This is a genomic window from Jeotgalicoccus nanhaiensis (genome assembly GCF_015235105.1).
Lineage (GTDB): Bacteria > Bacillota > Bacilli > Staphylococcales > Salinicoccaceae > Jeotgalicoccus > Jeotgalicoccus nanhaiensis.
In genome coordinates this window covers 1-24503 of the sequence record NZ_JADGLW010000003.1, presented here as the reverse complement: position 1 = coordinate 24503, position 24503 = coordinate 1, and the positions used below count along the sequence as shown (strand labels likewise).

The 24503-nt window shown below is 42.1% G+C and carries 26 protein-coding genes and 1 other RNA gene; 19 read left to right on the top strand and 8 right to left on the bottom strand.

The genetic code is table 11. The features are described from left to right. Positions 1 to 100 precede the first annotated feature (100 nt). From IR135_RS04655 to IR135_RS04640, 4 genes are all read left to right on the top strand, one after another. A complete protein-coding gene (locus IR135_RS04655) occupies positions 101 to 871 on the top strand; it encodes an aspartate dehydrogenase (protein WP_135097155.1) in 771 nt (256 codons plus the stop codon). Positions 872 to 972: 101 nt separating this feature from the next. Further along, positions 973 to 2001, top strand: a complete 1029-nt coding sequence (locus IR135_RS04650; protein ID WP_135097153.1) for a fatty acid desaturase — start codon at positions 973 to 975, stop codon at positions 1999 to 2001. Between the two features lie 101 nt (positions 2002 to 2102). Further along, a complete protein-coding gene (locus IR135_RS04645) occupies positions 2103 to 3224 on the top strand; it encodes a sensor histidine kinase (RefSeq protein ID WP_135097151.1) in 1122 nt (373 codons plus the stop codon). 1 nt (position 3225) lies between these two features. Further along, entirely contained in the window at positions 3226 to 3825 is a 600-nt protein-coding gene (locus IR135_RS04640; RefSeq protein ID WP_115885665.1) for a response regulator transcription factor, read from the top strand. A 15-nt stretch (positions 3826 to 3840) separates the two neighbouring features. Here IR135_RS04640 and IR135_RS04635 read toward each other — a convergent pair whose 3' ends face one another. Further along, complete coding sequence (locus tag IR135_RS04635) at positions 3841 to 4380, bottom strand: VOC family protein (RefSeq protein ID WP_135097149.1); 540 nt, start codon at positions 4378 to 4380, stop codon at positions 3841 to 3843. A gap of 168 nt (positions 4381 to 4548) precedes the next feature. Between IR135_RS04635 and IR135_RS04630 the strand changes: the two genes are divergently transcribed. From IR135_RS04630 to IR135_RS04620, 3 genes are read left to right on the top strand one after another with little or no spacing between them, the layout of a single operon-like run. After that, positions 4549 to 5031: an RrF2 family transcriptional regulator gene (locus IR135_RS04630; RefSeq protein WP_135097147.1), complete on the top strand. Its 483-nt coding sequence runs from the start codon at positions 4549 to 4551 to the stop codon at positions 5029 to 5031. A gap of 15 nt (positions 5032 to 5046) precedes the next feature. Next, entirely contained in the window at positions 5047 to 6018 is a 972-nt protein-coding gene (locus IR135_RS04625; RefSeq protein ID WP_135097145.1) for an LLM class oxidoreductase, read from the top strand. Positions 6019 to 6036: 18 nt separating this feature from the next. Then, complete coding sequence (locus IR135_RS04620) at positions 6037 to 6261, top strand: DUF896 domain-containing protein (protein WP_115885669.1); 225 nt, start codon at positions 6037 to 6039, stop codon at positions 6259 to 6261. Positions 6262 to 6323: 62 nt separating this feature from the next. Here IR135_RS04620 and IR135_RS04615 read toward each other — a convergent pair whose 3' ends face one another. From IR135_RS04615 to IR135_RS04605, 3 genes are all read right to left on the bottom strand, one after another. Next, a complete protein-coding gene (locus IR135_RS04615) occupies positions 6324 to 7529 on the bottom strand; it encodes a CynX/NimT family MFS transporter (protein WP_228063430.1) in 1206 nt (401 codons plus the stop codon). Positions 7530 to 7550: 21 nt separating this feature from the next. After that, positions 7551 to 8069: a GNAT family N-acetyltransferase gene (locus IR135_RS04610; protein ID WP_135097141.1), complete on the bottom strand. Its 519-nt coding sequence runs from the start codon at positions 8067 to 8069 to the stop codon at positions 7551 to 7553. 89 nt (positions 8070 to 8158) lie between these two features. Continuing rightward, the gene (locus tag IR135_RS04605; protein WP_135097139.1) at positions 8159 to 8680 is read right to left on the bottom strand and encodes a pyridoxamine 5'-phosphate oxidase family protein; all 522 of its coding nucleotides are present in this window, start codon (positions 8678 to 8680) and stop codon (positions 8159 to 8161) included. A gap of 125 nt (positions 8681 to 8805) precedes the next feature. On the opposite strand from IR135_RS04605, the gene IR135_RS04600 reads away from it, so the two are divergent. The 3 genes from IR135_RS04600 to IR135_RS04590 all read left to right on the top strand — a co-directional run bounded on the left by IR135_RS04600 (position 8806) and on the right by IR135_RS04590 (position 12379). Continuing rightward, the gene (locus IR135_RS04600; RefSeq protein WP_135097137.1) at positions 8806 to 10221 is read left to right on the top strand and encodes an FAD/NAD(P)-binding protein; all 1416 of its coding nucleotides are present in this window, start codon (positions 8806 to 8808) and stop codon (positions 10219 to 10221) included. Between the two features lie 64 nt (positions 10222 to 10285). Beyond that, positions 10286 to 11482: an MFS transporter gene (locus IR135_RS04595; RefSeq protein WP_318272275.1), complete on the top strand. Its 1197-nt coding sequence runs from the start codon at positions 10286 to 10288 to the stop codon at positions 11480 to 11482. 105 nt (positions 11483 to 11587) lie between these two features. Next, a complete protein-coding gene (locus IR135_RS04590) occupies positions 11588 to 12379 on the top strand; it encodes a VLRF1 family aeRF1-type release factor (protein ID WP_135097135.1) in 792 nt (263 codons plus the stop codon). A 48-nt stretch (positions 12380 to 12427) separates the two neighbouring features. Here IR135_RS04590 and IR135_RS04585 read toward each other — a convergent pair whose 3' ends face one another. The 3 genes from IR135_RS04585 to IR135_RS04575 form a co-directional block, all read right to left on the bottom strand. Continuing rightward, positions 12428 to 13720: a D-serine ammonia-lyase gene (locus IR135_RS04585; protein ID WP_135097133.1), complete on the bottom strand. Its 1293-nt coding sequence runs from the start codon at positions 13718 to 13720 to the stop codon at positions 12428 to 12430. Positions 13721 to 13774: 54 nt separating this feature from the next. Then, on the bottom strand, positions 13775 to 14191 hold the full coding sequence (locus tag IR135_RS04580; RefSeq protein ID WP_167753362.1) for a general stress protein: 417 nt from the start codon (positions 14189 to 14191) through the stop codon (positions 13775 to 13777). A 102-nt stretch (positions 14192 to 14293) separates the two neighbouring features. Beyond that, positions 14294 to 14728, bottom strand: coding sequence for a hypothetical protein (locus tag IR135_RS04575; protein ID WP_135097129.1), 435 nt, complete (start codon positions 14726 to 14728; stop codon positions 14294 to 14296). A gap of 173 nt (positions 14729 to 14901) precedes the next feature. Here IR135_RS04575 and IR135_RS04570 point away from each other — a divergent pair, with 173 nt between their 5' ends. Further along, entirely contained in the window at positions 14902 to 15693 is a 792-nt protein-coding gene (locus IR135_RS04570) for a gluconate 2-dehydrogenase subunit 3 family protein (protein WP_135097127.1), read from the top strand. 20 nt (positions 15694 to 15713) lie between these two features. Continuing rightward, a complete protein-coding gene (locus IR135_RS04565) occupies positions 15714 to 17450 on the top strand; it encodes a GMC family oxidoreductase (RefSeq protein ID WP_135097125.1) in 1737 nt (578 codons plus the stop codon). 104 nt (positions 17451 to 17554) lie between these two features. On the opposite strand, the gene IR135_RS04560 is transcribed toward IR135_RS04565, so the two are convergent. Continuing rightward, the gene (locus IR135_RS04560) at positions 17555 to 18490 is read right to left on the bottom strand and encodes a DUF2382 domain-containing protein (RefSeq protein WP_135097123.1); all 936 of its coding nucleotides are present in this window, start codon (positions 18488 to 18490) and stop codon (positions 17555 to 17557) included. 225 nt (positions 18491 to 18715) lie between these two features. Between IR135_RS04560 and IR135_RS04555 the strand changes: the two genes are divergently transcribed. The 7 genes from IR135_RS04555 (at position 18716) to recR (ending at position 24076) form a co-directional block, all read left to right on the top strand. After that, a complete protein-coding gene (locus IR135_RS04555) occupies positions 18716 to 19162 on the top strand; it encodes a YehR family lipoprotein (RefSeq protein WP_135097121.1) in 447 nt (148 codons plus the stop codon). 121 nt (positions 19163 to 19283) lie between these two features. Next, a complete protein-coding gene (locus tag IR135_RS04550; RefSeq protein WP_135097119.1) occupies positions 19284 to 20084 on the top strand; it encodes an ABC transporter ATP-binding protein in 801 nt (266 codons plus the stop codon). Continuing rightward, positions 20077 to 21015, top strand: a complete 939-nt coding sequence (locus IR135_RS04545; protein ID WP_135097117.1) for a carboxypeptidase-like regulatory domain-containing protein — start codon at positions 20077 to 20079, stop codon at positions 21013 to 21015. Before IR135_RS04550 ends, IR135_RS04545 begins: the two co-directional genes overlap by 8 nt. A 45-nt stretch (positions 21016 to 21060) precedes the next feature. After that, positions 21061 to 21327, top strand: an RNA gene (gene ffs, locus IR135_RS04540) — signal recognition particle sRNA large type. Positions 21328 to 21445: 118 nt separating this feature from the next. After that, entirely contained in the window at positions 21446 to 23086 is a 1641-nt protein-coding gene (gene dnaX / locus IR135_RS04535) for a DNA polymerase III subunit gamma/tau (protein WP_135097115.1), read from the top strand. A 69-nt stretch (positions 23087 to 23155) separates the two neighbouring features. Next, the gene (locus IR135_RS04530) at positions 23156 to 23479 is read left to right on the top strand and encodes a YbaB/EbfC family nucleoid-associated protein (protein ID WP_135097113.1); all 324 of its coding nucleotides are present in this window, start codon (positions 23156 to 23158) and stop codon (positions 23477 to 23479) included. Further along, entirely contained in the window at positions 23480 to 24076 is a 597-nt protein-coding gene (recR, locus tag IR135_RS04525; protein WP_135097111.1) for a recombination mediator RecR, read from the top strand. Positions 24077 to 24503: the final 427 nt, after the last annotated feature.

Below are 24503 nucleotides of genomic sequence, written 5' to 3'. Positions count from 1 at the left end.
ACGGCTCCTGATACGGAGCTGTTTTTTTATAAAATTGCTTTCATCAGCGATCATGCTTAAGATAAATGGAATGGTAATTTTAACAGGAGGAGAAAGTTATATGAATATCGGTTTGGTCGGTTCCGGAGCAATCGGACAGTATTTGTTAAAAAATATTAACGGAAAAACTCACGAACACTTAAACATTAGAAGCGTCTTTGTAAGAAATTACGATAAGTATAAGCACCTTGAAGAACAGTATAATGTAGAACTCTTTACAGATCTGAAAAAATTTCTTGCTGCAGATACAGATCTTATCGTGGAAGCAGCCAATGTTGAGACGGTTAAAACCCTGCTTCCTGACATCATTAAAGAAAAGGACACAATGCTGATCAGCATCGGTGCCTTGGCGGATGAAGGACTGCTGAAAACAGTAACTGCTGAAAACAGTAAAACCCTGCACCTGCCTTCAGGCGGAATCGGCGGGCTTGATCTCGTTCAAAATGCCAGAGCACTCGGCAATCTGGAAAAAGTTACTTTAACGACCCGGAAACCTGCATCATCACTTGTTGATGAACCGGTCAGCGCTGAAACCACGGTCTTTAAAGGGAAAGCCCGGGAGGCAATCGATAAATTCCCGAGAAACATGAATATATCGATTATTTTATCGTTAGCGGGCTTAGGTATTGATAAGACTGAAGTTGTTTTGATAGCAGATCCTGAGGCAGATAAAAATACGCATACGATTAATATATCCGGCGGATTTGGTGATGCAGAGCTGACTGTCAGCAACAATCCGCTGCCTGAAAATCCGAAAACAAGTGCGCTGGCAGCACTGAGCGTGTACGCAACACTGGAAAGAATGGCTGAAAATGTAAAAATCGGCTTCTGATATGACAAATGTCATGTGAATGTCCTGACAGTTTAGTCTATACCCTTAAATGACCATCATTCATACTTATATATGAATAGATATGGAAAAGAGGAAAGCATATGACTAAAGAAAAACAGGCAGCTCTTAGAAAAAGTGTTATGCCTTACGCAAAATCACAAACTAAAACAAGTGTCATACAGCTGTTGAATACGATACTGCCATTCTTCTTACTATGGTTTTTAGCGTATCAGTCACTCAGCGTATCATTTTGGCTGAGCCTGCCGTTCTCAATACTGGCAGCGGGATTCATGATTCGCTCATTTATTATTTTCCACGACTGCACGCACGGTTCGTTCTTTAAAAATAAGAAATTAAATAATTTTTTCGGGAACTTAACCGGAGTTATTACACATTTTGCATATGAAAAATGGAAAAAAGAACATGCAATTCATCACGCGACGAGCGGGAACTTGGATAAACGCGGCGTCGGTGATATCTGGGTAATGACGGTGAAGGAATACGAAGAAGCGAGTAAGTGGGAAAGACTGCAATACCGCTTATACCGCAATCCGATTGTAATGTTCGGTTTAGGTCCATTGTACCTCTTTCTGATTGCCAACCGTGTGAATCGTAAAGCGGCGAAACGCCAGGAACGTATTAATACACATGTCCTTACATTGATTATCGTTGCGATTTACTTAATTATCGGTTTCACTTTAGGCTGGCACGTTTTACTGATGGTGCAGCTGCCGATTATATACGTTGCCGGTATGGCAGGCATCTGGCTGTTCTATGTCCAGCATCAGTTTGAAGATTCATACTTTGAAAATGAATCCGAGTGGGACTTCGTAAAAGCTGCGGTAGACGGCAGTTCTTACTACAAACTTCCTGCATGGCTCGAATGGATGACGGGAAGTATCGGCTATCATCACGTGCATCACCTGGCACCGCGCGTGCCGAACTACCATCTTGAAGAGGCGCATGAAAACACACCGCCGCTTCACAAAGCGACGACAATTACCTTGAAGACAAGTCTGGAATCGATAAAATTCCGTCTGTACGATGAAGAGAATAATACTTTCATCACATTTAAAAATATGAGGGAACGTCTGGCAGGGAAAACCAGCCAGAATCCCACTGCAGAATAAGAATCACCAGCATCCTCCTATACAAATAGGAGGATGTTTCGTCTGTGCAGACCGTCATTTGATATAATGGGCTGAACAGAAAAACGGAGGAGCGGAGAAAAATGAAAGATTGGTATCATATATTCCCGGCGAATACGGGACTGAGTCTTTATATCTGGATTATCTTTTGTGTGCTGCCTTTTTATTTCATTTTTCGTGCCACATCGCTCAGTGAAATAATTACCGGTATTGTAACAACGTTAATATTTTTTGCAGTATATTGGCTGACGTTTAAATCAAAAGGCGCGTTAATTTATATCGGAATCAGTGTCGAGATTATTATTAATATTATAATGACGATATTATTCAGTTATGTATACTTTGCCTTATTTATCGCAATTTATATTGGTAACATTAGAAAAAAAGCAGGTTTTATTACGATGTACGTCGTGCTGCTGGCGACTACGGTACTGGCGATAGTCTATGCTTCGTTCTTTAACTACATGATATTTTTAAATCATCTGCCTTTTTTAATTATGACGATTCTCGGGGTCATTTTAATTCCTCTGAATAAACGCAGCAGGCTCAAGCAGGAGGAACTGGAAGCTCAGCTGGAAGATGCCAATCAGCGCATTGCGGAACTCGCGATAAAAGAAGAACGCCATCGCATTGCCCGTGATCTTCACGATACACTCGGGCAAAGATTGTCGATGATCGGGCTGAAAAGTGATTTATCGAGAAAGCTGATTGACAGCCGGCCGGAAGAGGCAAAGGCCGAGCTTCAGGATATCCAGAATACTGCGCGTCATGCTTTAAAAGAAGTCCGCGAAATGATCAGCGATATGAGACATGTCAGCTTTGCAGAAGAATTGAAAAACACAAAAATGATTTTGGATACTGCAGGAGTCAAACACCAGGAAATTTTAGAAACGGATTTTGACAATGTTCCTATACTGATAGAAAATGTGCTGAGCATGTGTTTAAGAGAATCCGTGACCAATATTTTAAAGCACAGCGATGCGACAGAATGCATGATTATTATGACAGAATCAGACAGGGATATATTTTTAAAAGTATCTGATAACGGCACGGGTGCGGACAGTTTTAATTACGGCAATGGCCTGCAGGGCATGAAAGAAAGACTGCAGTTTGTTAACGGTGAATCGCATGTTCACAGCTCTATGAGCGGCTTTGAAGTGAATATGACAGTGCCGAAAGTATTGCGGCAAATAGAGGAGGGGTAGAATGATCAGCATTGTATTGGCTGAAGATCAGAATCTGCTGCTGAGTGCGCTCAGTTCGCTGCTGAGCCTGGAAGAAGATATTTCGGTAGTCGGCACGGCAGGGAACGGCAGAGAAGCACTTAAACTTGTTGAAGAAAAGCAGCCGGATATTTGTTTAATGGATATTGAAATGCCCGTCATGACGGGACTGGATGCTGCAGAAAAGCTCGCGGGGACCGCCTGCAAGGTGATTATACTGACTACTTATGCAAGGCCGGGATATTTTGAACGTGCCAAAAAAGCGCAGGTCAGCGGCTATTTGCTGAAAGATACGCCGAGCGAAACCCTCGCAGAGTCAATCAGGCAGATTATGAACGGGAAGCGGATTTACTCCCCTGAACTGATCGATATCGCATTTGAAACTGATAACCCTCTGACATCACGGGAAATTGAAATTGTCCAGCTGCTCGCAGATGGAAAGACAACGAAATCCATCGCCGAAGAACTGCATTTATCGAACGGAACTATCAGGAATTACGTATCAATTGTGCTTGAGAAGCTCGGCGTAAGTAATAGAATAGAAGCGATTAAAAAGGCTCTTGATAAGGGCTGGCTAAAATAAAAAGCAGTCTTCTGATTAACTTTCAGAAGACTGCTTTTCATCTGGTATAAAGACTTCCGACTCACTGTAAGGCGGATAATAATAACCTTCAGGCAAAGTTTGAAGTTCAATTAAACTACCCCACGGCGTTTTAAAATAAACTGTACCGTTGCCTTCAGTATCTTCGAACCGGGTATTTGCATGAATATTTGACAGCGGCTGGCCGCCTGCCTCCTTCATCTGCTGATATGATTTTTTAATATCATCTGTATAAAAAGAGAGGTGTGTATAACCGTAATCTTCCAGACTTAACGGTTTTCTGGAATGTACATTATAAAACTGGAACATTTCTATATTCGGTCCGTTGCCGATAGTCAGCATTCTTTTTTTGACTATATAAGACTCTTCAGGAATGACGAGCAGCTTTTCGACTAAAGGACCGCCTCTCGGCTGGTCATCAAGTGTCTGTGAATCATAAGCAATCTTTGCACCGAGGCTGTTTTTAAAAAATTCGGTTGCAATTTCTATATCCGGAACAGTCATTCCAATATGATTTATACCTCGAATTACACCCATCAGATTCACTCCTTCGCAATAAACTGTAATAGTACCTCCATTCCCTTATTATGCAGTGTTCTAAACCTCTAAACAGACAAGACCCTTGATATCTCTTTTAGCCTGTGTTAATATACTAACTTGGATAAAGATTATCCACGATATAAAAATGATTAAATGGTGATATAGATGCAAATGAAAACAGGTGTGGAACAAAGTGTGTATGCATTGATTTTGTTAAATATGCTGGAAAAGAGAGAATTGCTTCAGGGAGATTCTCTCAGCGAATGTATCGGAGCATCTCCGACATACTTTCAAAAATTACTGAGGAAACTTGTCGGTGCCGGTATTATATCATCGACACCCGGTGTCAAAGGCGGTTTTAAACTGAATAAGGTTGCGGAAGATATTACAGTTTACGATGTTTATCTCGCGGTGGAAGGACGCCAGTCTCTGTATTCTTCAAGCGGAATATTCAATGAAATGTTTCGTCTCGAGAACGCGAAAGAGCCGTGTCTGCTTGATGATTTAATGACTGAAGCGGAACAATCGTGGCAGAGAATACTGCAGAGTGAAACAATTTTCTCCTTACACGAAAAAGTAAAAGAAGGCCGTTATGCAGTGAAGTGTGAACAGTTGTATACATGGGTCGAAAACAATAAAGTGATTTAAAGGCGGTGATGATACATGGCGAAATTTCAGGAGCATAAAGGTTTCAAACGTATGTTTAAAGAAGATAAATTGACACTGGGTTTAGGTTTTCCTCTGGAAGCTTATACAGGCAGCTTTCCCGAGATGAACTTGAATGAACAGATGAAGCTTGCCAAAGAGGCTGAAGATTACGGTTTTGCAGCTTTAACTGTACGTGATGCGCCGCTGTATGATCCGAATTTCGGTGATGTCGGCGGACTGTACGATCCATTTATGTTTTTAACATATGCAGCGGCTCACACGAAAAGTATTGCCTTAACAACCGGGAGCATTGTAACGACATTACGTCATCCTTTTCATACAGCAAAATCTGCTGCAACGCTCGACAGTATATCGGGTCAGCGGTTTATAATGGGAGTCGCAACAGGTGACCGGCAAATAGAATTCCCGGCTTTTAAAGTAGACCGGGATAATAAAGGTGAATTATTCAGAGAGTCGCTTGATGTGATGAAACAGCTGTGGGCCGAAAAATTTCCGGTTATCCAGACAGAACGGATAAACTTAACCGAAGGTGATGTCGTACCGAAACCCGACTTCGGAATAATTCCGGTCTTTGGTACAGGCTACAGCAGCCAGACGATAGAGTGGCTTGCTGAGCATACAGACGGCTGGATGTTTTATCCGCAGAAATTAGAAGGACAAAAAGCGCTGATAAATAAGTGGCGCGGGCTGACTGAAGAATTTAAACCATTTACGCAGCCCCTGATGATTGATTTGTCTGAGCGGGCAAACGAAGCACCGAAAACGATTGACATCGGCTTCAGAGCAGGACGCAATTTTTTAGTGGATTACCTGAATGCCTATCAGGAAGCGGGCGTCAATCATATATCAATCGGGTTTAAAGACAGCCGCCGCCCGGCGGCAGAAGTAATCCAAGAACTCGGAGAATTTGTTGTACCGAAGTTTCCGGTACACAGAGAGCAGAAATTTACATTTTTTAATCAATAAAAGGAAGAAGGGTCAAATATGATCGCAGGATTAGACAGAATAAATGAATTGGCAAAAATACAAAAAACAGTCGGTTTGACTGAAGAACAGAAACAGGAGCAGAAAGTCTTAAGAGAAGATTACCTTCGTCAAATTAGAGGGCAGGTACTTGATTCCTTTTCAGGACTGACAGTCGTCGATCCGCTCGGAAATGACGTAACTCCTGAAAAATTGAAAAGAGAACAGGAAAAAAATAAAATATAGTATTAAAAGAGGCTTTCGGCATATGTAAAATTCATATGCCGAAAGCCTTTTTCATTTATATATTACAGATTGCCTGAAACCTGTTTGTTCTTACCGGAAGCAACGCCCATGATGAGCATTACAATGGCAAAGAGAGCCATCATTGCCAGAGGCGGCGTCCAGCTGCCAGTAATATCCTGCAGGCCGCCGACCAGCACAGGGCCGACTGCAGCAAGCAGATAACCTAATGACTGTGCCATGCCGGACAGTTCAGCAGCTTCATAGCCGTCTTTAGTTCTGAGTGTAAAGAACATCATCGACAGTGAAAATGCGCTGCCGTTCCCGATACCAAGAAATACTACCCAGAGCATTGAAAGCTCTGACAGACCCGCCAAGAGCCCGATGATTCCTGCAAGAATCAGTCCGCTGCAGACAAAGGCAAGCATTACCTGATTTTTCATTCTGTCGGCTATAACGGGAATAATAAATGTAAAAGGAATACTTGCAAACTGGAAGATAAATACACCCCAGCCGGCAAGATGTATATCGTAGCCGTTAGCAGTTAAAATTGTCGGCAGCCATGTAATCAATGTATAAAATATTAAGGACTGGGCCCCCATAAAGACAGTAATTTTCCATGCAAGCGGGGACCGCAGCATGCCGCCGATTTTCTGGTTGTTAATTTTCTTTTTAGCATCGTGTTTTTTCATCAGCTGAGGCAGCCAGATAAGCAGTGTAATCAGCACAAGCCCGCTCCATATAACTAAAGAACCGCGCCAGCCAAAGCTGCCTGATGTAGCAATAGGAATACTTAAACCGGAACCGAGGGCACCGAACACGTTCATTGCAATCGCATACAGCCCGGTCATCAAACCGATTTTAAACGGGAAATTCATCTTGATGATACCCGGAATTAAAACATTCCCGACGGCAATGCCAAGCCCGACCAGCAAGGTGCCTGTAAACAATAATTCAATAGCGCCTGCAGATCTGATGAGAATTCCTATAATAAGGAGTGCGAGGGAAATGGCGATCGTCCGCTCCATGCCGATTTTATTTGCAATTTTCGGTGCAAAAGGCGACAGCAGTGCAAATGCAATGAGCGGCAGTGTCGTAATTGCTCCAGCAAGGGCATTACTGATTCCGAAGTCATCGCGTATAAAAGACACCAGTGCGCCTGCAGAAGTCAACGGAACCCTGAGGTTGGCACCGACTAAAATAACACCGATAATTAACAGCCATCTTAAATTTCTGCTGTTCAATAAGGGCTGATCTATTCTATTATTCAATAGCAGTTTCTCCTTCTGTTTTTATGATAAAATTTTCTCGGCTATAATATCCGTCTGTTCATCATCACCCATAAAGAAAGAATGGGAACCTGATTTCTTAAAGCCCTGTTTTTTATAAAAACCGATGGCATTCTCATTTTTTTCCCAGACACCGAGCCAGATTTTGCTTTTATTAAGCTGGCGGGCAATATCGTGGGCATAGCTCAGCAATGCTTTGCCGAGCCCCTGTTTGTGATATTCTTGGAGAACGTAAATTCTTTCCACTTCAAGTGCATCCGGTCCCATGGGTTCGGACTGAGCGAAATTAATATTTACTTTTAAATATCCTGCAAGTGTCTCAGTACTGTAAATAAAATAAAAACGGGAATCCGGATGACTCAGTTCTTTCCGGATTTTTTCGGCCGTAAAGGCAGAATCTGAATAAGCCTTCATGTTTTCAGCTGTATTTTGAGCTTCAAATGCTTCATAGAAAGTACGATAACTTAATCTTAGCAGCGTATCAGTATCATTGACAGTACACTGTACTATATGCGGAATCATTGTGTCACCTCTACATTAATTTATTTCCTACTATACATGAAACAGAGGATTTAATCATGGTCTGCATAGTAAATAAAAAAGTGCGCCGGCTACAGCCAGTCGCACTTCCATGTACCGTTTATTGATTTATAGAAGAGACGGGCATAGCCGCCTTCATTTAACGCCTGATAAAACTCTATCTCCGAAGGCACAATTTTATAAGCATTTAAATCGCGCACAGCTGCGTCTAAATTATCAGAGACATGTGCAATATCCTCTGCCGCTTCAGCTGTCCCTTTAATGCGAATCTGTCTGCCTGCTTCTTTCCAGTAAAAGTTTAATGAAACACTGCTGTGATGTGCCAGCTGCTTTACTTTTTCCCGGGCTTTTCCAGTTTCAAAATAAAAGCCGTTATTATCCATTGCTTTTAACAGTACTACCCGTGAATCAGGGTTATTATCCTCATCAACAGTTCCGAGTACCATACTGCTGGGTTCGGCCGTACCATTTTCTAGTGCGTGAACGTACCAGGCAGCGAACCGGTCGAGTGGATTTTCATCTAATGTTTTATCCAGCTCCGGAAATGGTCCTGTCATAATCGCTGTATCTTTTAAAATTTTGTTAATCTCCATATCTACACCCCGGCGTTTACTTGTTAAATGTATTTTATCATATTACAATTTCAAAGTTGGCGGATTGCTCTCTTTATTTATATACTTAGAGAGAAAGTTAACTTCCAGAGGACAGTGGTGAAACTATGAAGATTAAAAGAATCGCGATTGCAGGTGCCGGAGTTGCTGGTATTTCAATCCTTAAATTTTTTGTAAACGATAAAAGATTCGGCAAACACTTGGAAATCGATATATATGATGCCCCCAAAACGATGGGGCGGGGTTATGCTTACCAGCATGATGATGATCATTTAGTGATTAATCTGCCGGCTGAAGAGATGTCCCTGACTGCAGATCCTGATGATTATATAAAGTGGCTGGAGAAGACCGGCCATGAAGTTGAAAGTTTTACGAGCCGCAGAGTTTACGGAGAATACATGCACAGTACTCTGACATCTTTTAGCGATGCACATGACAATATTAATATTATAAAAAAATATGCGGAAAATATTGTATTTAACGAAGAGAGCGGGACATATACGCTCCGTGCGGATAATGTGAGTTGTGATTACGATGCTGTGTTTTTAATGACAGGCGAATTGTCATACAGTGATCCATACAAACTTAAAGGTGACAGCAATTATTTTTATAATCCTTATCCCATAGAGGACAATTTAAAACATCTCACAGGCAGAATAGGAATTATCGGAAGCGGCCTGTCTGCAATTGACAGCTTCAGATATTTAATCCGGAACGGACATAAAAAAGTGTATGTTTTATCGAGAAGCGGAGAAATGCCTGCTGTGAGAGGTACACATTTTGATATTAAACCGCAGCATTTTACGCTGGAAGCAGCCCTGCAGTATGAAAGAGATGGACTGATACCGCTTGAGAAACTGCTTGGACTGTTCAAGCTGGAAATGGAAGCGCAGCAGGTGGACTCGTCCCTCTTCGAACGTAAAACGGACCGACCTGAGATTGACTTGAAATATGACCTTGAACATCCGGACAGTGTAGGAAAACTGCAGTATTTAATCACCGATCTGGAAGATACATTTAAAATACTGTTTAAGTATTTATCGCGAAGGGATAAACGGACGTTTTTAAAAGAATACCATCCTTATATCAGCGGCAATCACTCACCGATGCCGCCATACGGGGCAGCGGAGATTCTTAAATGGATTGATGAAGGAAAACTTATCTTCATGCACGGCATGGAATCCGCGTCAGCGGATAACGGGTTTATCGTGACCTTTGACGATGGGAAATCAGAACACTTTGATATATTAATTAATGCTACAGGACCTGTTAAGTCTATTGAAAAGGATGATACGAAGCTGCTGCAAAATATGTATGATGCAATGCTGCTGGAAGCGGATGAATTCGGGGGAGTGCTGATTAATAAAAACCATGAAATCATCAGCCCGAGATTTGGGACCCTGGAAAATTTCTACACAATCGGCGCTCTGTCGGCAGGCTCGGATTATTTAATCAGAGGAGTTGGAATGCTTGCTTCGGAAACTGAAGATCTTGTGAACCACTTTTTTGAGCACGGACTATAGACAAGGCTCCCTGTTTAATGGAAAATAGAGAGATTCAATAAAATACTAAGGAAGTGCAATAACAGTGTCAGAAGTATATAAAGACAGATTGTGGACGAAAGATTTTATCAATACATCAATTGTTAACTTTGCGCTTATGATGTCGCAGTATTTACTGCTTGTAACAATGGCGATGTACGCAGCCGGGGAATATAATGCCTCGGTCGGTATGGCTGGTCTTGTATCCAGTGCCTTTATTATCGGCTCGCTTATTGGGAGATTGTTCGGAGGCAAGCATATTACAGCGATGGGCGGTAAGAAGATGCTGATGATCGGTTCGGTGCTCATCGTTATACTGACCGCATCTTATTTAATTCCGATGGGTATTTATCCGCTTATTGTCCTGCGAATTCTGCACGGTGCAGCAATGGGTTATGCAATGACCGCAACAGGTACTATAATTGCGCAGATTATTCCGCCAAGCAGAAACGGCGAAGGTATCGGCTATTTCAGTATGTCGGTAGTTCTCGCGACTGCGGTCGGTCCGCTAATTGGTGTGTCTTTAATTGCAGCCTACGGATTTACGAGTATTTTTCTCTTTTCATTTGCCATGGCAATCATCAGTCTGGTAATCGGTCTGACAGTTAAGGCACCTCCGGGTCAGCCTTCCAAGTCGACGGACAGCGGCAAATTTAAAATCATGGATTTTTTCGAAAAACGCGCCATGCCGATTTCAGCAGTTATGTTTGTAATGGCATTCGCATATTCTGGAATTTTATCCTACGTGACCGCTTATGCGGAAAGTATCAGCCTGATTCAGGCCGGAAGCCTGTACTTTACGGTATATGGTATCACGGTGCTTCTGTCGCGGCCGATTACAGGACCGCTCCTTGACCGTAAAGGCGCAAATATTGTAATGTACCCTGCAATTATTATGTTTGCTATCGGACTCGCCGTTATCAGCCAGGCTTCTCTGACTATGGCCTTTCTGATTGCTGCAGCACTGATTGGTTTCGGTTACGGCAACATACAATCGGTTACCCAGGCGCTTGCAATTAAAGTAACACCCCCGGAACGTCTGGGCCTTGCAAATACAACGTATTTTATCGCGCTCGATCTCGGTCTTGGTTTCGGACCGTTTCTGCTCGGGTATATTGTGCCGTCACTCGGTTACAGAGGAATGTATATGACCCTTGCTTTTGTCGTTCTTGCCGGTATTATTGTGTATTATTTCCTGCACGGCAGACGTGATAAAGAAATTACAAAAAACAGCGGAGTTTAATCATATCACCTGCCGTTAATCCAGCAGGTGATATTTTTGTTTTGCAAAAAATTATGAGGGTAAGGTATTGAAACTATGTAATTCTGAAAGGGGAGTAAGGCAATAATGTCATTAGCAAAGATTATCGAGGAAATCAAAGGAAAACGCGATGAAACCGGAATACTGACTATCCACTTAAACACGGATGCGAGTTCAGGTAATCTTTCAAACGGTGAATGGAAGATACATTTAAAAAACGGTTTGAAAGAACTTAAAGAAGAAGTTAAAGAAAAAGATAATCAAACGGATTTGAAAGCGCTGAAAAAACTGCAGGATAAAGTGGAAAAAGAAATTGCGACACATCAGCGCGAGATGCGAAAAGGATTTATCCTGGTCGCATCCGCTGACGGCGAACTGTGGAAAGCAAGAATACTGCAAGTTCCGGTCACAACATCATTTCATTGGGGTAAGACTGCTGAAATGCAGCAGATTGAAGAACTTGAACAGCGGTATCCTGAAACAGCATTAGTTGCAGTACAGCAGGCTGATGTAACCTTTATCGAAACGTCACTTGGAATTATCAGGGACACGAGAAAATACAGCTGGGATGTCGAAAGTGAAAACTGGATAGACTATGAAGAAGCAACTACATCGCGGGCTAGAGGCGGCGGTAAAGATGAGTTCCAGCACCGGTTTGCAGAAAATCAGCATCGCTGGTATAAGAATTTAGCTGCGCAGCTGGATAAAGAAATTAAAGACCGCGGCTTGGAAGGCGCCTACCTTATTGGCAGTAAGGAATCGGTATCTGAAATAGAATCGAATATGAATTCTAAGCATGTTAAAGGTGTAATAACGAAAAATCTGGGTTCAAAACCGGATCATGAAATTTTAAATGAAGTATTCGACACATTAATCTAAATTTCACAAAAAAGAGAAGCTGCGGCTTCTCTTTTTTGTGAACTCGTACTATATCAAATTTTTTCCTTTACGGTAATACTCCTTATAGATATCTTCAGGAACCATATCGCCGCCGGTGCTCCATGCTATATGTGTACCTTCAGACTTTACAGAGAGGGGACCGATAACACCGGCAAGAGCAGATGGTTCCAGCTCAATATTTTCACTGTCATACATCAGAGCCAGCATTTTAAATAGGTTTTCATCGCTGACAGTATAGGCACCGCTTATCAGGTTTTCGAGAAGCTTTCCGACAAAACCGGAAGCTCGGCCAACAGCAAGTCCGTCAGCAGCTGTGATATTATCGATGCCGAAGTCCTGCACTGAAACTTTATCGTGGCAGCCGGTCATCATGCCGAGAGTCATACACGGCGAGTGTACCGGTTCGGCAAAATAGCAATTTACAACATCGCCGAAAATGACTTTGAGACCAAATGCAATACCTCCGGGGCCGCCCCCTACACCGCACGGCAGATATACGTTTAAAGGGTGTTTCTTATCTACTTTAATATTCTGCTCCTGGAGCTGGGCTCTCAGCCGGATAGCGGCAACCGCATATCCCAAAAATAAAGTTTTTGAATTCTCATCATCGATAAAATAACTGCGCGCATCTTTAAGGCTGTCTTTTCTGCCTTGAGCTACAGCTTTCGAGTAATCATCGCTGTGTTCGATAACCGTAACTCCTTTAGCTCTCAGCATATCTTTTTTCCACTGTCTCGCATCATCGGACATATGAATAATTACTTTAAAACCCAGTTCCGCGCCAATAATCCCAATGCTTAGACCGAGATTTCCCGTTGAACCGCAGACGAGAGAATACTCAGAGAAAAGATTTTTAAACTCTGTATCAGCAAATTTTTTATAATTGTCTTTTTCAGTAATAAGACCTTCCTGAAGAGCGAGACTTTCTGCAAAAGCAAGAACTTCATAAATGCCGCCGCGTGCTTTGATGGAACCCGAAATCGGCAGTCTATTATCTTCTTTTAAATAAAAAGCTCCGTCAATCTCCTTGCCGAACAGGTTTTTTAAACCGGTCTGAATATGACTCAGCCGGGTCAGCGGAGATTCTATGATTCCTGCTTGGACTGCCGTTTCAGGAAAGGCATGAGCAATGAAGGGAGCAAAACGTTTTAAGCGCGCTTCTGCATCTAAGATATCATCTTCGCTGAGTATTAAATCCGGCAGAACAGTTTCTGCAGCTGACTGATTACTGTTCAACCAGAATGTCTCTTTATAATCGATTAAATCTCGAACTCCCGGAAATTCCTTGCACCACTGTTCAATCGTTTTGTTAAGTATCACTGCATTCGCTCCTTAAAAAAATAAGCAGGTCTGTAGAGACCCACTTAATAAATACTATAGTTCTTTACGATTATCATTAACTTGCTCCATATCAACGACTTCAGTATCCCGATCGTACGGCATATCTTTCATTTCGGATTTATATACCCCGTCTAAATCGGGATGGTTGATGTACAGAATGTACTGATGATGTTCGAGCGCGTAATTATAAGCTTCCTGCTGCTCATGTGTCAGCCCGAGGTCAGCCATACGGCGATCTTCCGGTTCACCTGCGGAGAAATAAGTAACAATCTTATCGCCGGCAGTACCGTCGATGGATTTCTTTTCAATATCTTCGTTCAGCTCGACACTTTCAAATGATGTATTCGAAAAAAGAATCAGCTGATTATTGTTTACGTCCATCTCTCTGCGCAGCTGATGAATACGATTCACTAAATCATCTTCGTTAATATATGTTTCTAATCTGGCCAAATATATCCCCTCCTATAACAGATCCATATTAAATATTTACCCTATCTTGGCTGAACAAAACAAAAACAGGGCAATGTATTTTTATACATTGTCCTGTTTGATTTAATGACTTAAATATTCTTGATTCAGCTTTTTATAAAGCTGATCTTCAAAATAATTGCGGTTTGCCTGGATGTAAGCCTCGACAAGCAGGTAAGCGAAGAATGAATAATAAGCGCCGCCTAAAAGTACCCATGTATTGCCTGAAGAAAAGTACATAATCATACTGAAGCCGAGCACTGCGAACAAGAGACCGATAATAGCGACGAAACGGTACAGGTTGGACTGTCTGAGCTGGTCACGGACCTGATTTGTAATATCATCCATAAACGAATGGTAAGTATTCCTGTCCTGTGAATTTAAAGTGTCTGCACTATCGCCTGCAAGAAACTTTGTTACTTTTATATCCCCGCTGTAACGTTCTTCTCTGTACTTCACATCTACATCGGGATTATGCCTGAATAAATAATTAAAAAACTCACTGAATGGGATGTTCATTTGCACTGCCTCCTTGATAGGATAATTCTAATAAAAAAAATTAAGATTGTCTAATCCGAAAAAAAGAAATATAATTACTCAAAATATTAGAGAATGTATATTGAGAAAATACGTTAATAGATGTAAAATAAACAAATTGGTTTATGTAATTATATAAATTTTGAGGTGAGAAAATGGCGGATAATTTTGAAACTGAAAAAACTTTTTCCAGACGCGGATTTTTAAAAATGTCCGGTGTCGCAACAGGGTCACTAGTTGCTGGTACATATTTAGGGTCGCTTCTCGACCTCGGCACGGAAACTGAAGAGAACACTGATACTGAAACGGCGTCCGAAGAGAGTAATCAAAATAGCGGAGAAGAAGCTGCGGTACAAGAAGACTATACCCGAGCTTATAAGTTCTTTACGAAAGCTGATGATTTTAAGACGATAGAAGCTGCCACAGAGCGTATATTCCCGGAGGATGATTTAGGTCCAGGTGCGATTGCCCTTGGTGTTGGCTGGTTTATTGACCATGAACTCGCAGGAGGATATGGCGTAAACGCACGGGAATACATGAAAGGGCCTTTTAAAGAAGGTACAGACTTCCAGGGGCCGCAGTATCCATTGTTGCGGAGAGACTTATATATGGAAGCAATTCGCGTCATGAATGAAGAAGCACAGGAAAATCACGAGAAGTTATTCCATAATTTAGAACCCGAACAGCAGGATGAGATTTTAACTATGCTCGAATCTGATGAACTTGAGCTGCGCGGTGCCAAAGCGAGTGATTTCTTTGAAGAGCTGCGTCTGGCGACACTGTCAGGTGCTTATGCAGATCCGCTTTACAGAGGAAACAAAGGAATGCAAGGCTGGGAAATGAAGAAATTCCCTGGTGCGCATATGAGTTATATCAATGAAGTGGAGCAGGAAGGTCCTGTTGAACTTGAAACAATGCCGCTTTCAAGTCACTCTGATTCACATTAATAATTACCGGAGGAAAATATATGGCTAAAGAATTAGAAAAAACTGACGTTGTCGTAGCCGGTCTCGGCTGGGCAGGGAGTATAGTTGCTGCTGAATTATCCAAAGACGGAAAAAATGTCATCGGTCTTGAGCGCGGTACAGAGAAAAAGACAGAAGATTATTTAACTGCGCACGATGAATACAGATACTCTGTCGGTCACGAAATGATGCAGGATTTATCAAAAGAAACTATTACGTATCGTAATACTGATGATGAAGAAGCCTTGCCGATGAGACGTTATGGTGCGTTCTTAATCGGTACAGATGTCGGCGGAGGCGGTGTGCACTGGAATGGTGACACTTGGAGATATCACCCGTATGACTTTGAAATTAAAACGATGACAGAAGAACGTTACGGAGAAGATAAAATACCTGAAGACTATCTTGTACAGGACTGGGGAATCACATATGAAGAACTGGAACCGTACTTTTTAAGATACGAAAAGAATTCGGGTGTGAGCGGAGAGCAGAATCCGATGGGGCCAGAGCGCGATGCACCTTATCCGACACCGCCTTTAAAAGAAACGCCTGTGCTGACCGAATATAAAGAAGCATGTGAAAGATTGGGCTATCAGCCTTTCATGATTCCCGCTTCTACAATTTCTGAACAATTTGTTAATCCGGATGGCCAGACAATTAACGCATGCCAATATTGCGGATTCTGTGAAAAATTCGGCTGTGAGTGGGGGGCGAAGTCTTCTCCAATCGTAACGACAATTCCTACAGCTAAAGAAACCGGGAATTTTGAATTACGCACACACGCTAACGTTGTAGAAATCGTCAAAGAAGATGATGAAGTCACAGGAGTACTGTATATCGATACATTAACGCAGGAAGAATTTTTCCAGCCGGCAGATGTTGTCGTTGTTACTAGTCATACTACGAACAATACCAAACTGCTGCTGCACTCCGGTCTTGGAACACCTTATGATCCTGAAACAGGCGAAGGTGCGGTCGGCAAAAATTACTGCCTGCACATTACACCTCAGGTGACCGGCTTCTTCGATAAGGAGTTTAATACAGCAACAGGTGCTGGAGCACTTGGAATATGTATTGATGAATTTAACGTCGATAATTTTGATCATACAGATCTCGACTTTATTCACGGTGCCAATATCGCCTTAAAACAAACCGGCAAACGTCCGATTGAACAAAATGTAGTTCCGCCCGGCGTAAAAAACTGGGGAGCGGAATTTAAGAAAGAATCGATTAAATCATTTACTCAATCATTATCATCTCATGCTCAAATGATAACCTTACCGCATAAAAACAATTACTTATCGCTGGACCCTACGTATAAAGATGATTATGGACGTCCGCTTTTAAGATTGACTTATGATTTGACCGACCATGACAGAGCAGTGCACGATTTCATCGGTCAGAAAATCGAAGAAATTCTGGTTGAGATGGGTGCGGTGGAAACAGACCGCAGAGAACTCACAGAACATTTCGATATTTTCCCTGCGCACAATGACCACATTGTCGGAGGTACGATTATAGGTGCTGACCCGGAAACAAGTGTTGTAAACAACTACCTTCAGATGTGGGACGAAGATAACGTCTTTGTTATCGGCGGTTCAAATTTCCCTCATAACGGCGGTTATAATCCGACAGGAACTGTTGGTGCATTTGCTTACCGTGCAGCAGAAGGCATTAAAATGTATTTAGAAGATAACAGACAATTAGCTGAAGCAGGAGAAGTTGCAGGCGCTAATTAATGAAATGAGGACTGTCTCTTTTTGGAGACAGTCTTTTTTGTGCTGAAAGCAGAAAGGACATAAAAAAATACCCGGAGGAAACTCCGGGTACATTCATAAATCATTTATTTTCTGAAATCGTTGTCGCGAAGACCGTCTTTTCTTAAGTTATCCTTATTGAAGTCATCTTCCTCAACATCTAATTCCTCACGGCGGACTTCTTCGGAAACATGTTCCACATCTTCATGTTTTTCTTTTTTAATAGTAACTTCTTCATTCACTACATTTTCTTTATCCACGTTGACTCTTTCTTCGTTCACCGGAATGCGGACTTCGTCTACATCGTTAGTATCATCGAAGCTGCCTTTAGCCGGAACATCGTCAACCGGATTGCGTTCAATTACGACTTCTTCACGTTCTACTGGAATATCAAATTCCTGTCTGTCGGTTTCAACATGTTTATCAACAGTAACTTCACCAGTCTGAACGTTTTCTTTGTCGACATTAACCCGTTCTTCACGCAGCTGAATTCTTTCTTCTTCAGTAAGATCATTATCGCGATCTACTGCACGTGCGTCGAGCTCAGGGTCTCTGTCATACAGATTGTCATTGCTGACTGTATCGTTATTGTAGCCGTCATTTACAGCTGCGCTGCCTGCAAGGCCTGCACCTGTAGCGTTTGCTTTGTTATCGTAATCGTAAGTGTCGCGTGTTTCACCGTAGTTCATAGTGCTGTCTGAATTAACATCAGGTGTATCAACATATACCAGCACTTCACCTGCATTTAATGAATTTCTATACTGGACCTGTTCTGACTGACTTAATCCTAAATCATTTAGCACTTTCTCTTCAGGATCATCCGGTGAGAAGAATGAAACGAACTTATCCCATGCAGAGCCTTCTGAATCTCTGAAGTTTACATCGGTATTGCCAAAAGTATCTTTGTTTACCGGCTGCTGTGATAATACTGTAATGTCACGATCTGCGACACCTTCTGCTATTAGTTCTTCAACGCGCGTTAAGGCATCATTTTCTGTAACGTAATTTTCAATTCTACTCATTAATATTCCCCTCCATAGAGATAATTATTTACTTAGATTTTTAATTTGAATCAGTTTTTCATGTCACAATATATAGTTACCCGGCCTATTTTTTCTAAAACATAAATGAAATATTTTTTCTGTTTATATTTTAAAATCAAGAGATTATTGATGTATAAATAAGTAGTTTACCGTCTGCATTATAAGGTATGTATAATAATAAAGAAGAAAAAGGGGAAGGTTATTATGCGTAAAGCGTGGGCGTTATTTCTATTTACAGCTGTGATGATTATACTGACTGCATGCGGCAGCGAAGAGACAAGGACCTTTGAACTGAATGATCAGGGTGTGGAGAGCACGCTGGTTTATACACATAACGGTGATGAGGTTATCAGCCAGTCGACTGAGAACATTATTAATTATGAAGAACTTGGAATCGATAAAGCACAGGCTGAGGAAATTTTTGCAGGCTACTCAGATCAGTATCAGGATTTAGCAGGAGTAGAGCACAGTTTTGATTTTGGGGATGAAGAAGCGACGGAAAATATCTCTATCGTTTATGATGAAATTGATGCTGAAGAACTTGAAAATGTCGAAGGCATAGATTTTGAAGGAGACCCTTCTGACGGTATCAGCATGGAACGTTCTGCGGAAATGCTGCTGGATCAGGGTTATACTGAAGTTGAAGAGTAAAGTGATTTCCCGGGACAATTTATCGATTCTTATACATCGGTAAATATCCCGGGATTTTTAATGATACAGCCGGCTTTTTCCGGTTATAATGGTAAAGAATATATTATTGGGAGTGACAGCTGTGGAAAAAGTTCTTTCATTAAATAATATTATTTGGCGGCGTAACGGCGAAACGATATTAAACGATGTATCATTTGAAGTAAACAAGGGTGAACAGTGGGCGGTGCTCGGATTAAACGGTGCCGGAAAAACATCTGTACTTGATATCATTATGGGTTATAATTATCCGACGGACGGCAGCGCAAGGGTGGTCGGCATGGAATTCGGCAAGGCAAGCCTGCCCGAGATGAGGAAGAAAATCGGTTTTGTCAGCTCTAGTCTCGATAAATTCTATCAGACTCTAAACCGTGAAACCGGACTCAATATCGTCCTGAGCGGGAAGTTTTCATCCTTCGGACTTTATCAGAGTATCGATACAGCATCGAAGAGAAAAGCGGAAGATATACTGAAAAAACTGAATCTCAGCTACTTGTCAGATAGAACGTATAATACTTTTTCAGAGGGCGAGCGCCGCAGAATACTAATCGGCAGGGCACTGATGGGTGAACCCGAGCTCTTAATCCTGGATGAACCATGCAGCGGTCTGGATATCCGGGCACGTGAAGATGTACTGAAGATAGTGAACGGGATTCCGCAGGAAAAGCGCCATCTGCTGTATGTCACGCATCACATCGAAGAACTCACGAGTGCGATTACCCATGTCTTGTTAGTTAAAGACGGGGGTATCGTTGCCGCCGGACCGAAAAAAGAAGTGCTGACAGGAAAGCTGCTGAGTGACACTTATAAAACACCGGTCAAAGTTTATTTTGAAAATGAAAGACCATGGCTTGTTATTGATAATGTGGAGGGTGACGATGATTAAGAAATATCTGGTGGCATTGATTGCAGTCTTAATAATATTTACCCCTGCCCATGCATTCGCGGTGGAGCAGGATACTACTTTTGACGATGGAACCGGCGGAGGCACATATTACGAAGAGCCTTGGCAGGAACCAGCGTACGATAATACATATGAAGAACCGGGTTATGAAGAGAACTTCCAAAATGGTGGGTATCAGAATGACAGCGCTGAGGGAGAAGGTGCATGGGATAACGGTTATAACGGAGCGGAAGATAATACGTATAATGACGGCTACAGTGAGCAGTATGAAGAACCGGAAGTGTATGAAGAACCCTATACAGAGCCTTATAGTGAAGCTTATGAAGAAGAGTATACAGAGCCGGAAATTTACACAGAACCGGCAGCTGAACCTGAAACGATTGAAGAACCTGAAGAGCCGGAAGAAACAGAAGAACTGTCCATTAACGCAGTTAAAGGTGAAGGACATACTGTCAGCGGTGTTGTAACAGAAGATGAGGCGCACGCTGAGAATGTAAAACTTCTTTTATCTGCAGAAGACGATTCAATAGAAGCTGTCTCGAATGATAAAGGCGAGTTTACTTTTACAGATGTTGCGAACGGCACTTATACATTGAAAGCCGTGGACAGCGAAGCTTATCAGGCGGCAGCTGAACCCATCGAAGTCAAGGTGGAGAACCGCAATAAGCTCGGTTATGAAATTGCAGTAATACAGGTCGAAAAAGAACCGGAAACAGAAGAAGTACCTGAAGAAACAGAAGAGCCGGAAGAAGTGGACGAGGAGCTGCCGGCTGAAGCAGCAGAAACAGATCAGCAGGCATCCGAGACGTCAGACGGAATGTCGGCATTTGAACTGATACTTATTTCAGGCGGGACAATATTGCTGCTGGCTGCAATCGGCATTGCTTTATTCAGGAAAATATCCGCAAGATAAAAGAATTCTTGCATCACGATAAGTAATTTGTTATTATAAAACATACCGTGCTAAGCGGGGAGGTAGCGGTGCCCTGTACTTGCAATCCGCTCGAGCAAGGCTGAATTCCACTTTTGAGGGTTTGAAGTGTGAGGACTGCCTCGGGAGTTCCAGTGTTGAGATTGCGGTCCTATGCAATAGAACGTCATGAATCATGTCAGGTCCGGAAGGAAGCAGCATTAAGTGGCCCATTCTATGTGCCGTAGGGTTGCCGTGGTTGAGCTGGTCTCCCGAGTAACGCTTGTGCATCATACTCGACAAAGTGGTGCACGGTTTTTATTTTGACTTCATAATGAATGAGGTCTTTTTTTATGCCTAAAAACAGGAATATAAAGAAGCCTGTGTGTTATAATTATAGCTAGAATTTATGAAGAGTTGAGGTGCCATAATAATGGAGTACCAGGCGTTATACAGAGCTTTTCGGCCTCAAAAGTTCAGCGATGTAGTTGGCCAGCATCACGTCACAAAAACTTTGCAGAATGCCATTACGCGCAACAAGGAATCCCATGCTTATTTATTCAGCGGCCCGCGGGGGACAGGGAAAACGAGTATTGCCAAGATATTTGCCAAAGCATTGAACTGTCAGTATGAGACGGACGGCGAACCTTGTAATGAATGTGAACTGTGTGTTTCCATTACAGACGGCAGCGCTAATGATGTAATTGAAATTGATGCTGCAAGTAATAACGGTGTGGACGAAATCCGCAATATAAGAGATAAAGTAAAGTATGCTCCGGCAGAAGCGGAGTTTAAAGTATATATAATAGATGAAGTGCATATGCTGACAACAGGAGCATTCAACGCACTGTTAAAAACATTGGAAGAGCCGCCGGCTCATGCGATATTCATCCTGGCTACAACAGAGCCTCACAAAATACCCGCAACGATTATTTCCAGAACCCAGCGTTTTGATTTCAAATCGCTGGATATAGAAGAAATTACAGAACGTCTCGAATTTGTAGCGCAGCAGGAAAACACTGCCTATGATAAAGAAGCTTTGTCATATATTGCGCGAATCGCAGAAGGCGGGATGCGCGATGCCTTGTCCATAATGGATCAGGTGATTGCATTCAGCAGTGATGAAATTACTATGCAGGATGCTGTAATGATTACAGGCGGTATCGAAAGAGATGAATTGAATGAATGGATGAAGTTTATCGAACAGAAGGACTCTGAAGCGGCTTTCAAGAAGTTTCATCAGCTGATTGATGAAGGGAAAGACCCGACGCGTCTTGTTCATGAACTTGTCTATTTTATAAGAGATATCATTCTGATGAAACATTCAGGAGAGATTTCGGAAGAGACTGCATTCGTACATGTGGAAGATGAACTTCTGTATAAGATGATCGATGTGCTGAACGATGCGATGGTCAGCATGCGTTTTTCTGTGAGCGTCAGTGTTCATTTGGAAATCGTTATCGTTAAGATGATCCGCGTGCTCGATGCACCGTTGCCGGCAGCAGCTGCAGGCGGTGCCTCATCGGAAGAGATTGCAGAATTAAAAGCGCAGCTCAAGCATCTCGAGCAGAAAATTGCTTCCGGTGCAGCAGCTGTAAAAGAAAAACCGAAAAGATCTTCTTCGGCTAGGAGCAGACAAGGTTTTTCTGTAGAAAAAATAGAACGTGTGCTGAATTCTGCTAACAAGGAAGATCTGGTTAAGCTGAAAGACGGCTGGCCGGGAGTATATCAGTATATAGAAGAAAAGGGACTTCAATCTCTTCGCGCACTGATAAAAGACTCGGTACCGGTCGCGGCAAGTGATACACATGTGCTGATTAAGTTTGATAATGATGTGCACTCTGAGCTTATAAATCAAAATGCAGAGAAGAAAGAAGAACTGGAAAATCTGATTCCTACTATTATAGGTAAAAAAGTGCAGGTTGTCGGTGTGCCGGATTCAAGCTGGCAGCAGGTTCGTCAAAACTATATCGACAGTCACCGCAATGATATCCAGCAAAAACAGCAGCAGGAAGAAAAGCCTTCGGATATCGCCCGGAAGATGTTCGGTGATATCGTAGAAGTTAATGACTGATAGTTTGTAAATCGAAGATAATCATATATAATATGTAAGTGATAAAATAATGTATCGGAGGATGAAAACATGCGCGGTGGTATGAATAACATGCAAGGCATGATGAAACAGATGCAGAAAATGCAAAAGAAGATGGAAGAAGAACAGGCTAAACTGAAAGAAGAGCAAATTGAAGGTACAGCTGGCGGCGGCATGGTCACAGTAGTAGTATCCGGACACAAAGAAGTGCTGGATGTTATTGTCAAAGAAGAAGTTGTAGATCCGGATGATGTCGAAATGCTGCAGGATTTAATCGTTGCTGCAACAAATGAAGCTTTAAACAAAGCGGATGAACTGTCAAGCGAACGTTTAGGCAAGCACACTAAAGGTTTAAATATACCAGGGATGATGTAGATGCATTATCCTGAACCGATATCCAAGCTCATAGACAGCTTCATGAAATTGCCGGGTATTGGGCCGAAAACAGCTCAGCGCCTGGCATTTTATGTACTTAATATGAAGGAAGACGACGTAGTCGACTTTTCGAAAAGCTTAATGCAGGTGAAGCGGGAGCTGACTTTCTGCAGTATATGCGGACACATTACAGATGTTGATCCCTGCTATATATGTGAAGATAAAAATAGAGACCGTTCCACCATTTGCGTTGTACAGGATACGAAGGATGTTATCGCTATGGAAAAAATGCGCGAATATAACGGACTCTATCATGTGTTGCAGGGTGCCATCAGTCCGATGGACGGCATCGGCCCTGAAGATATAAATATACCTTCATTATTGGAACGTTTAAAAGATGAGGAAGTAAAAGAACTGATTCTCGCGACTAATCCTAATATAGAAGGAGAAAGTACCGCAATGTATTTAACGCGGCTTATAAAACCAATAGGAATCAAAACGACCAGGCTCGCTCACGGGCTGCCGATAGGCGGCGATCTCGAGTATGCCGATGAAGTGACGCTTTCGAAAGCTATTGAATACAGAACGGAAATATAAGAGCCGCAAGGCTCTTTTTATTTTTTCGAAATAAATTTAAATTAAGGGTTGCGCAAATATAGATTGTCCTGTATAGTTATCTCTTGTCGGGTTCGAAACAAGTACACAACAAAACACAACAAAGAAATTAACAAAAAGAAACAAAAAAGTGCTTGCAATTGAAAACTCCACATGATATACTAATTAAGCAGTCAACGAGATTGACGCAAACAACACAAAACTTTACACAAAGAACATTGAAAACTGAATGACAATATGTCAACGTTTAATTCCGAATAAAAAAGTCTTCTATTAACTAGGAGCACACATTGAGGCGACCAATTGAAACGCAAACGAGATACTGTCAGCAGTATCAACAGAGCTTAAGTTTAAGTTCTCCAATCATGGAGAGTTTGATCCTGGCTCAGGATGAACGCTGGCGGCGTGC

Excerpts from the sequence above, each read along its gene's own strand:
- IR135_RS04590 (WP_135097135.1), top strand. The coding sequence starts at position 11,588 with ATGTCATTAGCAAAGATTATCGAGGAAATCAAAGGAAAACGCGATGAA.
- IR135_RS04530 (WP_135097113.1), top strand. The coding sequence starts at position 23,156 with ATGCGCGGTGGTATGAATAACATGCAAGGCATGATGAAACAGATGCAG.
- IR135_RS04650 (WP_135097153.1), top strand. The coding sequence starts at position 973 with ATGACTAAAGAAAAACAGGCAGCTCTTAGAAAAAGTGTTATGCCTTAC.
- IR135_RS04605 (WP_135097139.1), bottom strand. The coding sequence starts at position 8,680 with ATGGAGATTAACAAAATTTTAAAAGATACAGCGATTATGACAGGACCA.
- IR135_RS04645 (WP_135097151.1), top strand. The coding sequence starts at position 2,103 with ATGAAAGATTGGTATCATATATTCCCGGCGAATACGGGACTGAGTCTT.
- IR135_RS04560 (WP_135097123.1), bottom strand. The coding sequence starts at position 18,490 with ATGAGTAGAATTGAAAATTACGTTACAGAAAATGATGCCTTAACGCGC.
- IR135_RS04610 (WP_135097141.1), bottom strand. The coding sequence starts at position 8,069 with ATGATTCCGCATATAGTACAGTGTACTGTCAATGATACTGATACGCTG.
- IR135_RS04630 (WP_135097147.1), top strand. The coding sequence starts at position 4,549 with ATGCAAATGAAAACAGGTGTGGAACAAAGTGTGTATGCATTGATTTTG.
- IR135_RS04575 (WP_135097129.1), bottom strand. The coding sequence starts at position 14,728 with ATGAACATCCCATTCAGTGAGTTTTTTAATTATTTATTCAGGCATAAT.
- IR135_RS04600 (WP_135097137.1), top strand. The coding sequence starts at position 8,806 with ATGAAGATTAAAAGAATCGCGATTGCAGGTGCCGGAGTTGCTGGTATT.
- IR135_RS04565 (WP_135097125.1), top strand. The coding sequence starts at position 15,714 with ATGGCTAAAGAATTAGAAAAAACTGACGTTGTCGTAGCCGGTCTCGGC.
- IR135_RS04555 (WP_135097121.1), top strand. The coding sequence starts at position 18,716 with ATGCGTAAAGCGTGGGCGTTATTTCTATTTACAGCTGTGATGATTATA.
- recR (WP_135097111.1), top strand. The coding sequence starts at position 23,480 with ATGCATTATCCTGAACCGATATCCAAGCTCATAGACAGCTTCATGAAA.
- IR135_RS04635 (WP_135097149.1), bottom strand. The coding sequence starts at position 4,380 with ATGGGTGTAATTCGAGGTATAAATCATATTGGAATGACTGTTCCGGAT.
- IR135_RS04655 (WP_135097155.1), top strand. The coding sequence starts at position 101 with ATGAATATCGGTTTGGTCGGTTCCGGAGCAATCGGACAGTATTTGTTA.
- IR135_RS04545 (WP_135097117.1), top strand. The coding sequence starts at position 20,077 with ATGATTAAGAAATATCTGGTGGCATTGATTGCAGTCTTAATAATATTT.
- IR135_RS04570 (WP_135097127.1), top strand. The coding sequence starts at position 14,902 with ATGGCGGATAATTTTGAAACTGAAAAAACTTTTTCCAGACGCGGATTT.
- dnaX (WP_135097115.1), top strand. The coding sequence starts at position 21,446 with ATGGAGTACCAGGCGTTATACAGAGCTTTTCGGCCTCAAAAGTTCAGC.
- IR135_RS04620 (WP_115885669.1), top strand. The coding sequence starts at position 6,037 with ATGATCGCAGGATTAGACAGAATAAATGAATTGGCAAAAATACAAAAA.
- IR135_RS04640 (WP_115885665.1), top strand. The coding sequence starts at position 3,226 with ATGATCAGCATTGTATTGGCTGAAGATCAGAATCTGCTGCTGAGTGCG.
- IR135_RS04625 (WP_135097145.1), top strand. The coding sequence starts at position 5,047 with ATGGCGAAATTTCAGGAGCATAAAGGTTTCAAACGTATGTTTAAAGAA.